This window comes from uncultured Nonlabens sp. (assembly GCF_947495285.1).
Taxonomy (GTDB): domain Bacteria; phylum Bacteroidota; class Bacteroidia; order Flavobacteriales; family Flavobacteriaceae; genus Nonlabens.
The window spans coordinates 70,131-83,278 of the sequence record NZ_CANLXZ010000007.1 but is presented as its reverse complement, the minus strand read 5'-3'; the positions used below and the strand labels follow the sequence as shown (position 1 = coordinate 83,278).

Annotated in this window: 10 protein-coding genes and 1 tRNA gene; 9 read left to right on the top strand and 2 right to left on the bottom strand. The window is 35.9% G+C overall.

What is annotated here, in order from left to right:
- Positions 1 to 53: 53 nt before the first annotated feature.
- From Q0838_RS04335 to dnaG, 7 genes are all read left to right on the top strand, one after another.
- Positions 54 to 1,982 (top strand): ABC-F family ATP-binding cassette domain-containing protein, encoded by a 1,929-nt coding sequence (locus Q0838_RS04335; protein ID WP_298951801.1) that lies wholly within the window; start codon positions 54 to 56, stop codon positions 1,980 to 1,982.
- Between the two features lie 79 nt (positions 1,983 to 2,061).
- Positions 2,062 to 3,216 (top strand): HlyD family efflux transporter periplasmic adaptor subunit, encoded by a 1,155-nt coding sequence (locus tag Q0838_RS04330; RefSeq protein ID WP_298951800.1) that lies wholly within the window; start codon positions 2,062 to 2,064, stop codon positions 3,214 to 3,216.
- Entirely contained in the window at positions 3,213 to 6,431 is a 3,219-nt protein-coding gene (locus Q0838_RS04325; protein ID WP_298951799.1) for an efflux RND transporter permease subunit, read from the top strand. The genes Q0838_RS04330 and Q0838_RS04325 overlap by 4 nt, the downstream gene beginning before the upstream one ends.
- Entirely contained in the window at positions 6,418 to 7,785 is a 1,368-nt protein-coding gene (locus Q0838_RS04320) for a TolC family protein (protein ID WP_298951798.1), read from the top strand. Before Q0838_RS04325 ends, Q0838_RS04320 begins: the two co-directional genes overlap by 14 nt.
- Positions 7,782 to 7,961 (top strand): CPXCG motif-containing cysteine-rich protein, encoded by a 180-nt coding sequence (locus Q0838_RS04315; RefSeq protein ID WP_298951796.1) that lies wholly within the window; start codon positions 7,782 to 7,784, stop codon positions 7,959 to 7,961. The genes Q0838_RS04320 and Q0838_RS04315 overlap by 4 nt, the downstream gene beginning before the upstream one ends.
- A 122-nt stretch (positions 7,962 to 8,083) precedes the next feature.
- Positions 8,084 to 8,156 (top strand) — tRNA-Met (locus Q0838_RS04310).
- 106 nt (positions 8,157 to 8,262) lie between these two features.
- The gene (gene dnaG, locus Q0838_RS04305; RefSeq protein WP_298951794.1) at positions 8,263 to 10,260 is read left to right on the top strand and encodes a DNA primase; all 1,998 of its coding nucleotides are present in this window, start codon (positions 8,263 to 8,265) and stop codon (positions 10,258 to 10,260) included.
- Here dnaG and Q0838_RS04300 read toward each other — a convergent pair.
- Both Q0838_RS04300 and nadE read right to left on the bottom strand, forming a co-directional pair.
- Positions 10,253 to 10,876 (bottom strand): response regulator transcription factor, encoded by a 624-nt coding sequence (locus Q0838_RS04300; RefSeq protein ID WP_298951792.1) that lies wholly within the window; start codon positions 10,874 to 10,876, stop codon positions 10,253 to 10,255. The genes dnaG and Q0838_RS04300 overlap by 8 nt on opposite strands.
- A gap of 102 nt (positions 10,877 to 10,978) precedes the next feature.
- Positions 10,979 to 11,767, bottom strand: a complete 789-nt coding sequence (gene nadE, locus Q0838_RS04295) for an NAD(+) synthase (RefSeq protein WP_298951791.1) — start codon at positions 11,765 to 11,767, stop codon at positions 10,979 to 10,981.
- Between the two features lie 54 nt (positions 11,768 to 11,821).
- On the opposite strand from nadE, the gene Q0838_RS04290 reads away from it, so the two are divergent.
- Together Q0838_RS04290 and gldC are read left to right on the top strand one after the other, a co-directional pair.
- Complete coding sequence (locus tag Q0838_RS04290; protein WP_298951788.1) at positions 11,822 to 12,799, top strand: gliding motility lipoprotein GldB; 978 nt, start codon at positions 11,822 to 11,824, stop codon at positions 12,797 to 12,799.
- Positions 12,799 to 13,143 (top strand): gliding motility protein GldC, encoded by a 345-nt coding sequence (gene gldC, locus Q0838_RS04285; protein WP_298951785.1) that lies wholly within the window; start codon positions 12,799 to 12,801, stop codon positions 13,141 to 13,143. The genes Q0838_RS04290 and gldC overlap by 1 nt, the downstream gene beginning before the upstream one ends.
- Positions 13,144 to 13,148 lie beyond the last annotated feature (5 nt).

Below are 13,148 nucleotides of genomic sequence, written 5' to 3'. Positions count from 1 at the left end.
AAGCTTTAGTGTTAACGCGCAGTTGCGCATCTTTGCAAAGATACAAAACGACTATGCTCAACGTTCACGATTTACATGTAAGTTTCGGTGGAGAACCGTTATTTGAAGAAATTACCTTTAGACTTAATCCGGGCAACCGCGTAGGTTTAATAGGTAAAAATGGTGCTGGAAAATCTACACTTTTAAAAGTTATATCTGGCGATATCCCTTATGACCAGGGTAATATTGCTATTGAGAAGGATATCAGTATAGGTTTCCTTAAACAAGACATCGACTTTGTAAAAGGCCGTACGGTTTTAGAAGAGGCGTATACCGCTTTTGCAAAAGCGAAACAAATAGAAGCTCAAATAGAGATAATCAACGAGCAGCTAGTCACTAGAACCGATTATGAGTCTGACTCTTATTCTAAATTAATAGAAGATATAGGAGATCTTAATCATGAATATGAGATCATAGGAGGTTATCAATATAAGGGAGAAACAGAAAAAATTCTTAAAGGTCTTGCTTTTAAACCAGAGCAATTTGATAAGCTCACAGATGAGCTTTCTGGTGGATGGCGCATGAGGATCGAACTCGCAAAGCTATTATTAGAAAAGCACGACATTCTTCTATTAGATGAGCCTACTAACCACCTTGATATAGATTCCATTCTATGGTTAGAATCATTTTTACAAACGTATCCAGGTGCAGTCGTTATAGTAAGTCACGATAAGATGTTTCTAGATAATGTAACTAATCGTACCATAGAGATAAGCCTGGGCCGTATTTATGATTATCCTAAACCTTATACTAAGTTTCTAGCCTTACGTGCAGAGATGCGAGAACAACAAGAAGCTACTTTTAAGAATCAACAAAAGGAAATAGAACGTACAGAAAAGTTAATTCAAAAATTTAAAGCCAAAGCCAGTAAAGCCACCATGGCACAGTCCCTAGTTAAAAAACTAGATCGCATGGACGTGGTAGAGATAGAGCAGACAGATAACGCAGCGATGAATATTAATTTTGCTAAGTCCATACAGCCTGGTAAAATAGTTCTAGAGATCGATCAAGTGAGTAAATCATTTGGCAATAAAGATGTGTTAGATAAAGTAAGTCTTACTCTAGAGAGAGGAAAGCGTGTCGCTTTTGTAGGACAGAATGGAATGGGGAAATCTACCTTGGCAAAAATTATTGTAGGTGATGTAAAAGCTCAAGGAGATATTAATTTGGGACATAATGTTCAATTAGGATACTTTGCCCAAAATCAGGCAGAGTATTTAGATGGAGAGAAAACGGTTCTTGACATTATGCTAGATGCTGCAACAGACAGTAATAGAGTAAAAGTACGTGATATGTTAGGTTCTTTTCTTTTTAGAGGTGACGAGGCAGAAAAAAAAGTAAAAGTACTCAGCGGTGGAGAACGCAATAGGCTAGCACTTTGTAAGTTGCTGCTACAACCCTTTAATGTGCTTATAATGGATGAGCCTACTAACCACCTAGACATCCAGTCTAAGAATGTACTTAAGGCCGCCTTATTAAAATTTGACGGGACCTTAATAGTAGTATCCCACGATAGGGAATTCTTGCAGGGCTTAACAGAGACGGTTTATGAATTCCGTGATCATAAATTGAACCTCTACCTCGGTGATATAGATTATTATCTAGGTAAAAGAAAGGCCGAAGATATGAGGGCGATTGAAAAAGTAGAAGTGGTTAAGGATGTTTCGCTTTCGCGAAAGCAAGAAACAGAAAAGAAACAACTCTCTTATGAAGATCAGAAAAAGCAAAAATCCCTTAACAATAGACTTTCAAAAGCCGAGGCTAAAATTAATGACCTAGAGAAAATCATTCAAAAGTTAGATGCAGAACTCGCTGCAAATTATGATGAACTGGTAGGGAAAGAAGGTTTCTTCGATAATTATCAGGCAAAAAAGAAAGAACTAGAAGAGTGGATGACAAAGTGGGAAACGGTATCTGAAGAAATAGATCTATTTAATGGATAGCTTTAAGGTTAATTTAAGATTCGTAAATTTTTGCTGAAGTAGATTTGGGGTCGCTGTAAAGCCTCACTAAATCAATACAATGCGCAAAGCAATACTCTCTATACTTGCTGTTATAATTATCATAGGAGCTTATTTAGGTTCACAAATAATTGCAGACAGTAAAACGACACCTAGACCCATAGTAAAAAAGGACGTTAAAATAGTTGTTACAGACACTATTTATAACACTATGGTGCCCATCATAATCCCAGCAAATGGAATTTTACAAGCCAAAAAGCGTGTAGAATTATATGCAGAAGTAAGTGGTGTTTTTAATTCTACAGGTAAGCTGTTTAGAAAAGGTCAGGAATACAGCGCAGGTCAGACCATGATAAGCATCGATAATAGAGAGTTCTATGCACAGGTTCAAAGTGCTAGAAGTAATCTTAAAAATCAAATTACTGCCATCATGCCCGATCTAAGACTGGATTACCCAGATTCTTTTGCACAGTGGCAGTCTTATCTTTCTAACTGGAATGGTAACGCAAGCACTCCAGCGTTACCTACAGCTGTAAATGAGAAAGAAAAGTACTTTATTACAGGACGTAATATCTATACTACTTATTATACTATTAAAAATCTAGAAAGTCGTTTAAGTAAATATAGAATCACCGCTCCTTTTAAAGGTGTCCTTACTGAAGCTATGGTGACCGAAGGTACTCTCATAAGAAGTGGGCAGCAGCTAGGTGAGTTTATACAGACAGGATCTTATGAATTGCAGGTCGCTATTAGTGCAGATTTTGCAGACATGTTAAAAGTAGGAGAAGAGGTAGAGCTCCAGAATATTTCTAGTTTGAAATCTTATAAAGGAAAGGTGACTCGTATAAATGGAAAAGTAGATCAGGCATCTCAAACCATTACTACTGTTATAGAAGTAAATCATGAGAATCTTAAAGAAGGAATGTATCTTACAGCAAATCTAGATGCTCAAAAAATTAAAGACGCAGTAGAGCTGGATCGTAGCTTAATACAAAACGAGAATCAATTATTTGCCGTTAATGATGGTAAGCTAGATTTAATAACCGTACAACCTATTCATTACTCAGATAAAACCGTCGTGGTAAAAGGTATCAAAGACGGGACAGTTATCATATCTCAATCTGTGCCTGGAGCTTATAAAGGAATGATGGTAGAGACAGAAGATGCTGTAAATAAAGCTAGTAATCAAGATTTAGATTCTAAAAAAGCAGCATGAGATCAATAATAGGTTATTTCATAAAGCATAGTGTTGCTGTAAATGTCGTAATTGTAGGAATGATAATTTTTGGAGTTTTTGGGATGGTTTCTCTTAAATCTTCCTTCTTCCCACTTACTGATTCAAAAATAATAAATATTAATGCAACTTATCCTGGAGCATCGCCTCAAGAGATAGAAGAAGGCGTCGTTCTTAAAATCGAGGATAATCTTAAAGGTATAGAGGGAATCGATAGGGTCACATCTGCATCGCGAGAAAATTCTGGTAGTATTACTGTAGAGATACTTAAAGGGTATAATATAGACTTCATGTTGTTAGAAGTAAAAAACGCAGTAGATCGCGTTTCTTCCTTTCCTGTAGGTATGGAGCCGCTAGTTGTCTCTAAAAGACAAGAATCTAGACCGACTATATCTTTTGCTCTTAGTGGTGAAGATGTGCCGCTTAAAACCTTAAAACAGTTGGCTCGAGAAATAGAAAATGATTTAAGAAGCATAGAAGGGATTTCTCAAATAGCCATAGAAGGATATCCAGAAGAAGAAATAGAGATTGCGGTTAATGAAAATACGCTCAATGGATATGGTCTCAGCTTTCAAGATATTTCTAACGCTGTATCCAGTTCTAATATTCTTACTACAGGAGGTAATATTAAAACTGATACAGAAGAATACCTGATAAGAGCAAATAGTAGATCTTATTATGGAACCGAATTGAGTCACATTCCTGTAAAAACATTGTCTGATGGTACAAGTGTCCTTTTAAAAGATGTAGCTGTTATAAGAGATCGCTTTTCTGAAACGCCTAATGCAACTTATTTTGATAGTAAACTAGCTGTTAATATAACAGTAACCAGTACAAATTCTGAAGATTTAATAGACGCGGCAGATAAAGTTAAAGAATACATAGAAAATTACAATCTGCGATTTACTAACGTTCACCTAGATATAGTTAGAGACCTCTCTGTAACTTTAAATCAACGTACGGCACTACTCGCAGAAAATGCAATAGTCGGTATGTTGCTAGTGTTGTTATTTCTTTCTATATTCTTAAATACTAGACTAGCATTCTGGGTAGCCTTTGGTTTACCTATTGCATTTTTAGGTATGTTTATATTTGCAGGTCAGTTTGACGTGACTATAAATGTACTCTCTCTATTTGGGATGATTATCGTTATAGGTATTCTGGTAGATGACGGTATTGTGATAGCCGAAAATATCTACCAACATTATGAAGATGGTAAGTCACCAGTACAAGCAGCTATCGATGGTACTATGGAGGTGATTCCACCTATTTTAAGTGCTATCATAACTACATTACTCGCGTTTTCTACATTTTTATTCTTAGAAGGTAGGATAGGAGATATTTTTGGAGAAGTGTCTGTGATTGTTATTTTAACACTTATCGTGTCACTAGTAGAAGCACTTATTATTCTACCAGCTCACTTAGCACATTCTAAAGCCTTACAACCTAAATCTGATATTCCTAAAAAAGGTATCGCTAGAGCATTTCAAAAAATGCGCGTTATTAATAAATATGGAGATAAATCTATGAACTGGATGCGTGATAAACTGTACGCACCTGTTTTAAGATTTTCATTATCTAACAAGCTGTTTGTTTTCTCACTTTTCTTTGCCGCTTTATTTTTAACAGTAGGATCTATGAACGGTGGTATTATTAAAAAAGCTTTTTTTCCACGTATATCAAGTGATCAAGTTACAGTGACACTGGCTATGCCTAACGGTACTTCAGAATTTATAACAGACTCTATCATTAATTCAATAGAATCAAAGGCACTTCAAGTTAATATAGAGTTTACCGCAAAATATCTACAAGACGAGATTTATGGAGACAGTATCCAGTTATTTGAGAACATCATTAAATCACAAACATCTTCTTCGTCAGCTAGTTTACGTATCAATCTATTACCTGGAGAGAGCAGGCCAGATGATCTAGATGCCGCCATAGTTTCTAATTATTTAAGAGATCTCGTAGGTGTTATACCTAGCGCAGAAACCCTTACTTACGGTTCTGGAGGTAACTTTGGTGGTAGTCCTGTGGCAGTATCTTTACTTAGTAATGATATTACAGAGCTTAAAGCAGCCACAGCAGAGTTTAAAGAAATACTAGCAGCAAATCCTTTGTTGAAAGATATAGAAGATAACGACCCTGCTGGTATAAAAGAAATCAATCTAGTATTAAAAGAGACAGCCTATTCACTAGGTCTAACCACTAGAACAGTAATGGCACAGGTGCGATCTGGTTTCTTTGGTACAGAGGCACAACGTTTTCAGCGTGGTCAGGATGAAATAAGAGTGTGGGTGCGATATGATAGAGATAATCGCAATAGTATTAAAGACTTAGATGAATTTAGGGTATTAACTCCTGCTGGTGACCGTGTGCCACTAAGAGATGTAGCGTCTTATACTATAGAAAGAGGAGATGTTGTCATCAATCACCTAGAAGGTAGAAGAGAGGTTCTTATTAGTGCAGATCTTAAAGACCCAAGCCAAGATGCTACAGAGATATTAGAAAATATTAAAACAGAGGTTATTCCTAGTCTACAAAACAAATATCCTACTATATCGCCTAATTATTTGAGTGGGCAGGCACGTGAGGCAGATAAATTTTTATCCAGCCTCAATGTAGCAGGTCCTGTTATCTTACTGTTGATTTATTTTGTGATTGCATTCACCTTCCGTAGTTGGTTGCAGCCTATTATGCTTATTGTTCTTATACCTTTTAGTTTTGTGGCTGTAGGATGGGGACACTGGATTCATGGTTTTCCGGTTAATATTTTATCACTGCTGGGTATTATCGCCTTGATAGGTATAATGGTAAATGATGGACTAGTGCTTATAGGTAAGTTTAATAGCTCTTTAAAAGAAGGATTGAGCTTTGATGACGCTCTATTTGAAGCAGGAAAAAGTCGTTTCAGAGCAATTTTCTTAACCTCCATAACTACTATAGCCGGTCTCGCACCGCTGTTGCTAGAAAAAAGTAGACAGGCACAATTCTTAAAACCTATGGCTATTTCTATTTCTTATGGTATCGCAATGGCTACTGTGCTAACCTTGATTATGTTGCCGCTATTTTTAAGTTTTGGTAATAGTACAGAGGCTGCTATATATTGGTTACGTACTGGTAAAAAGGCTAAAAAAAGAGATTTGACAGGTATCGTACCAGAGCAAAATGAACTAGATGATAATGAAAATGAATAAGCAATTATATAGTTTATGTGTTGTTATGTGTTTCGCTTTCGCGAAAGCGTACACCCAACAAATCACAGAGACGTTACTAAGTAGAGAGCAGGCTGTTGAGCTCATGCTACAAAATAACTACGGAATTAAAATAGCTAAAAACGTGACAGAAATTGCTGAGAATAATGCAGGTATCTTAAATTCAGGTTACCTACCTTCTTTGCAAACAACGGCTGGTGCTAGTTATGATAATACAGATTCTACCACAGACTTTGACGGTGCGCTACAAGCAAGTGGGACGCCACGCGAGAATATCGAGATTAATAACGCAGAAACTAGACAGTACAACGCAGGTCTAGCTTTAAATTATACACTTTTTGATGGGTTAGGTAGGTTGTATAATTACAAGCGTTTAAAAGAGCAATATAGTTTAAGTAAGTTAGATGCCCGTGCAACCGTGGAGAATACGACTTTACAATTGATGAGTGTTTATCTAGAAGTTTCTAGAATTACAGAGAACTTAAGGGTTTTTGAGCAAACCTTACAAGTCTCTAAACAACGAGAAGAAAGAGCGCAATACCAGTTTGAGTACGGCCAGGTTAATAAACTAGAAGTTCTTAATGCTAGGGTAGATATAAATATGGATAGCGTTAATGTTCTTAATGCAAGACAACAATTGCGCAATTCTAAACGCGATCTCAATTTATTGTTAAATAGAGATTTAACAAGTGAGTTCATGGTAGACACTAGTATTGTACTTCAGAATTTACTGACAGTAGATAGCTATCTAGAAAAAATAAGTGATAATAATATACGTTTATTGCAGACTGCATCTACCCTACAAATAAGTGATTATGACATAAAGACGAGTAAAGCGCTGTTGCTGCCTACTGTAGGATTATCAGGCTCTTACGGCTGGAATCAAACAGATAGTCCATCGAGTGCTTTCTTTCCTGCTACTACGAGGACTAGTGGTTCTTTTAATCTAGGAGCATCTTTAACATGGAATATATTTGATGGTGGTAGAAGTGTTACAGAGTTGCGCAATGCTCGTATAGCCTATAAGAATGAAGAATTCTTTAAAATGCAAGTAGAACAAGAAGTCCTTAGAGATGTAGCAAATGCTAAGGGGAATTATACTAATGCACTTGCTATTTATAGAATGCAACAGCAAAATGTGCTAACTAATAGCAGTAACTTTCAAAGAACTGAAGAGCAATTTAAGCTAGGACAAGTCTCGAGTATAGAGTTCAGACAGGCGCAATTAAATCTTTTAAATGCAAAAACTATTGAGAATCTAGCAAAGTATGATGCAAAACTAGCCGAGTATCAATTGCTGCAACTGGCTGGTCAATTGCTTAATTTACCTTTATGATAGAACACTTTTTTATGTGTCCTCATTGCTGGCAAGAAATATCTATGTTATTAGATCCAGATTATTCTCAAATATATGTAGAGGATTGTGAAGTATGTTGTAATCCCATTGAAATAAAAACGAGTTTTTTTGAGGGAGAAATGTCTGGTTTTGAGGCTTTAAAGATTGGGCAGTAATTTTTTTTCAAAAAAAGCTTGTGTAAGGTTTAAAGGCTGCGTATATTTGCAGCCCACTAGAACAGTAAGTTGTCAGAGTAATGATCTGAAGTTGTAAAACAAGTAACGGATTGTTTTTAAATCGCGAGGTAGAGCAGTAGGTAGCTCGTCGGGCTCATAACCCGAAGGTCGCTGGTTCGAGTCCAGTCCTCGCTACTAAGAAAAGAAGCTCTTGAGAAATCAAGGGCTTTTTTGGTTTTATAAATTTAGGTGGCGCCCGTTTTATGGGAGCTCGCTAGTTTTTTATTAGAATATTTTTTAAATGATTTCAAGAACAACTGTAGATGCCGTATTTGACGCTGCTCGTGTGGAGGAGGTGATAGGCGATTTTGTTCAATTAAAGAAGTCTGGTTCTAATTTTAAAGGATTAAGTCCTTTTACTGAAGAGCGATCACCTAGTTTTATGGTGAGTCCAGTTAAGCAAATCTGGAAAGACTTTAGTTCTGGAAAAGGAGGAAATGCTGTTACATTTATCATGGAGCATGAGCACTTTACCTTTCCTGAGGCGATAAAATGGCTGGCAAAAAAGTATGGAATTGAAGTTGAAGAAACACAACAAACTGATGAGCAGAAACAAGCTCAAGATGAAAAGGAATCCATGTTTCTTGTTTCTAAGTATGCAGCAGAATGGTTCCAGGGGCAATTAAAAACCGATGAAGGAAGAGCAGTAGGGTATAGTTATTTTAAGGAACGTGGTTTTACAGATCAAACGATTGATTATTTTCAATTAGGTTATAATCCAGATCAATGGAGTGCGTTTACAGACGCTGCTATTAAGGCAGGTTACCAACCAGAGTTTTTGAATAAAACAGGTGTTACGATTATTAAAGAGGACAAGAAATTTGACCGATTTAAGGGACGTGTAATATTTCCTATACGTAGTCTTTCGGGAAGAGTTTTAGGTTTTGGTGGTAGAATTCTTAATAATGAGAAAAAAGCCGCTAAATATCTTAATTCCCCACAGAGTGAGATTTATGACAAATCAAATGTTCTTTATGGTATATATGAGGCAAAACAGGCCATAGCAAAAGAAGATCTTTGTTATCTTGTAGAGGGTTATACAGATGTAATACAATTGCACCAGGCTGGCGTAAAGAATGTAGTCTCTAGTTCTGGTACTGCGCTGACTAGTCAACAAATTAGGTTGATACAGAGGCTTACTAAGAATATAACCGTGTTGTACGATGGTGATGCGGCTGGTATGAGAGCGGCTATAAGAGGTACTGATCTTATATTAGAAACTGGAATGAATGTGCGCGTTTGTACTTTTCCTGACGGTGAGGATCCAGATTCTTTTGCAAAATCGCATACAGAATCTGAAATAGTAGATTTTCTTACGAATAACGCTCGTGATTTTATTTCTTTTAAATCAAATCTTTTAAAAGAAGAAGCGGCAGGTGATCCCATCAAGAAAGCTGATATGATAAGGGATATAGTAAATAGTATAGCAAAAATACCTGACGATATATCTAGAGAGATCTATGTTAGAGAAAGTGCTGTTATTCTAGGTATAGGTGAAGATGTATTGTTTTCTACACTGGCACAAGTACGTAACTCTGGACTTATAGAGCAAAGAAAGAAGCAAGTTAAAGAACAGGCGCAAACTTCTATGTCTAAAGTGGAGACTTCTCCAGAGGATTTAAAAGTAGATAGAAGGGGACTTTTAGAACGTTCTATTATTGCTATTTTACTTCTTTATGGCGGGAAAGATGAGGTTTTTGAAGATGAATATATACAGGATGGGAGTGGTGTAGAAGTAGAGTATGAAACAGTAAAAGGGGAACAACGTGTCTATGAGAAAATATACATGGACCTACACTCTGATGAGATAAAATTTGCTAATCCCGATTTTCAGATTATATATACTAAGATAATTGATGTGCTATTGTTAGAACAAAAGCTTGATGTCCAATTAATACTTTCTGCATTTGAGGGTGAATATGCAAATGTGATTGCAGATATTACTATGTCAGATGATAAGTATAGTCTTCACGACTGGGAACGAAATCAGATTTTTCCAAAACGTAAAGATCAGTCAGTGTCGGAGTATACTAGTCAAGTTTTATTGCATTTTAGGCAGTTTCTTATTTATGATCTTGTAGAAGATATTAATAGAATTATAGCAAAGAATTCACCTGACGTGGATAATCAAGAAGCATTAAGACAAGTAATGGATTATAATTTATTGAGGACTAAAATTGATTTAAAGAACAGAACAGTTATACCTTCTGACGGTCTAAGCCGGTTCTTGTTTAATTAGTGATTTGTAATAAGCGCGATTGATGTATAAGGTCTGCTATGTTGTCAACATTTAGTTTTTTAAGCAATCTAGTTTTATAAGTACTTACTGTTTTCTCATTAATAGATAACTGTTGTGCTATTTCCTTGTTGCGCTTGCCTCGGGAAAGTAAATTAAGAACCTCTATTTCTCGTGTAGATAATTTTTTGAATTTGAGAATATTACTAGTTTGCTTATTGTTGAGTTGGTTTTTAATGTCCTCAGATAGAAATGTCTCTCCACTAGCGACGGCAAGTAATGATTTTCTTATTTCTTTTATAGAACGAGTTTTTGCTATATAGCCATTTGCTCCAGCTTTTACTGAACTTATAGCATAAATTTCTTCTGGATGACAACTTACAACTAGAATTTTTATATCTGGAAAATGAGACCTTATTTCTCTAAGAGAACCGACACCGTTAGAATTAGGTAAGTCTACTTCAAGAATTAGCATGTCTGGATCGTGTTTTTTAAGGCCAGCAATAAGATCTTTACCATCATCTATTTTACCTACAAAATGAAAGTCTTTATAGTCTTTCATCATAGCTTTTAACCCTTTTTTAAAGATGGGGTGATGGTCTGCTAATAAAATGTCCATTTTTTATAGTTATTGTAACTACAAATATAAAGTGCTAATAGTAATTCCTACAAAATTAACTGTGCGTATTGTCTTACATTACAGAGAATTAGAAGTTGAAAATCACCTTAATTCGGTGGGGATTTCGCACACAGGAATTGGGTTCATTTTATGCTGGTTTTTTCTATTAAATGATTTGTAAATGTTCAATACTTCTTTCTCTCGGGCGCTTAAATTGTCAATGTTATCGTCTTTATGTATTTGATTCATAGCCCATTCTAGCTCGTCATAACTAGCGCCTATTTGATCTTCGTCTGTTTTTTCAGCTCCATAAAGTCCATCGCTAGGGGCTGCTTTCATGATGCTTTTAGGTACGTTTACCTGTTTACCGATGGCATAAACCTCACTTTTCATTAAATCTGCAATGGGGCTAACATCTACACCGCCATCGCCATATTTTGTGTAAAAACCAACTCCAAAATCTTCTACTTTATTACCTGTACCGGCGACTAATAATCCATTCACACCTCCATGATAATAAAGTGTTGTCATTCTTAATCTAGCCCTGGTATTACCTAAGGTAAGCTCTACCTGTGGACTGCTCTCTGTATGAGGCATATTAGACTTAAAAATATCAAAAACAGGAGTTAAGTCACTACGTATATCTGTAACATTACTATAGCGATTTTTTAATTGTTTTATGTGTTCTTGCGCTCTTGTCACATGGTCTTCATGCTGGTGTATAGGCATTTCTACACAAAGTAAGTCTAACCCAGTCATAGCGCACAATGTAGAGGTAACTGCGCTATCTATTCCACCGCTTACACCTACTACATAACCTTTAACTCCAGCTTTAGTGGCATAATCTTTTAACCATTTTACTATATAATCAGTAACTTTATCAGTTTTCATAATCGTATTTTTGCAAGCCTAAAAATAAATAAAATTATAGCGAGTTATTGATGTATGAAGATTAAGTTATTTAAGTTTTTTATTATTATCGCTTTCGCGAAAGCGATAACCTCATGTACATCCACAACAAAAGTAGAGGAGGAAATATCTAATATACCTATAGATGTGAAGTTTATACAGTTTCACAAGGAATTTTCTAATGCTCAAAAAGGAGAACTACCTACTTTAAAAGAAGATTATCCTTTATTCTTTCCTGCCACTGTTCCAGATAGTGTGTGGATTTCTAAAATGGAGGGCAGGGACTCCATACATAATGTTTTAGAAACGGCTGTAAATGACGCTCATTTTAATTACTTACAAATAGAAGAAGAGTTAGAAGATGTCATGCGACACGTGGTGTATTATTTCCCAGACTTTGTACCTACTCCAGTTGTCACAGTGCTATCTGATGTTAATTATAGACAAAAGGTGATACCGACTTCTAGTCTATTAATAGTTTCTATAGACACGTATCTGGGTAAAGATCACGTATTATATACAGGGATTAATAAATATCAAAGAGAGAGTTTAAATATAGAACAATTACCTGCAGATGCTTCACTAGCGTATGCACGTCTCTTTGTGGAGCCTAATGTGGAGCGTAGTTTATTGGGTCACATGCTGTACCATGGTAAGTTGCATTATTTACAAGAATTATTTACGCCTAATTCATCTGGTTATCAACTGTTTAGTTATACTCCAGATAAATATGTTTTTACTGTAGAAAATGAGGGTGAAATGTGGAGGTACTTCATTGATAATGAACTGTTATATGATACAGATTCAAAGTTATTATCTCGTTTCATATTACCAGCGCCTTTTTCTAAATTCTATCTCGAGGTAGACCAGCAGACACCAGGTGGTGTAGGTCGTTATATAGGGTACAGAATAGTAAAATCATTTATGGAGAATAATGAGGTAGGTATAGAGACTATGCTGCAATTAAAACCAGAAGAAATTTTTAAACGATCTAAATATAAACCATTACAATAATGTCAGATAATAAAAATAGATCTACTATTAAGATAGGGATCGAACTTGATGAAAATAGAGTGCCAGAACATATAAGATGGAGTGCGCCCGATGGTGGTGTGGATGCCGCAGACGCTAAGGCTATGATGGTTTCTATGTGGGATAGTGTAGAAAAGGAGTCTTTCCGTATTGATTTATGGACTAAGGATATGCCTGTAGATGAGATGAGAGTCTTTTTTCATCAGACTCTTGTTTCTATGGCAGACACCTATCATCGTGCAACTAATGATGATAAAATGAGAGATACGATGATTGATTTCTGTGATTATTTTGCAGAAAAATTAAATCTTAAAGAGAGTAAATAATCCTT

Bases quoted from the DNA above. Each gene is read 5' to 3' on its own strand.
- Q0838_RS04300 (WP_298951792.1), bottom strand. From the start codon at position 10,876: ATGGACATTTTATTAGCAGACCATCACCCCATCTTTAAAAAAGGGTTA.
- Q0838_RS04330 (WP_298951800.1), top strand. From the start codon at position 2,062: ATGCGCAAAGCAATACTCTCTATACTTGCTGTTATAATTATCATAGGA.
- Q0838_RS04320 (WP_298951798.1), top strand. From the start codon at position 6,418: ATGAAAATGAATAAGCAATTATATAGTTTATGTGTTGTTATGTGTTTC.
- Q0838_RS04290 (WP_298951788.1), top strand. From the start codon at position 11,822: ATGAAGATTAAGTTATTTAAGTTTTTTATTATTATCGCTTTCGCGAAA.
- nadE (WP_298951791.1), bottom strand. From the start codon at position 11,767: ATGAAAACTGATAAAGTTACTGATTATATAGTAAAATGGTTAAAAGAT.
- Q0838_RS04325 (WP_298951799.1), top strand. From the start codon at position 3,213: ATGAGATCAATAATAGGTTATTTCATAAAGCATAGTGTTGCTGTAAAT.
- gldC (WP_298951785.1), top strand. From the start codon at position 12,799: ATGTCAGATAATAAAAATAGATCTACTATTAAGATAGGGATCGAACTT.
- Q0838_RS04335 (WP_298951801.1), top strand. From the start codon at position 54: ATGCTCAACGTTCACGATTTACATGTAAGTTTCGGTGGAGAACCGTTA.
- Q0838_RS04315 (WP_298951796.1), top strand. From the start codon at position 7,782: ATGATAGAACACTTTTTTATGTGTCCTCATTGCTGGCAAGAAATATCT.
- dnaG (WP_298951794.1), top strand. From the start codon at position 8,263: ATGATTTCAAGAACAACTGTAGATGCCGTATTTGACGCTGCTCGTGTG.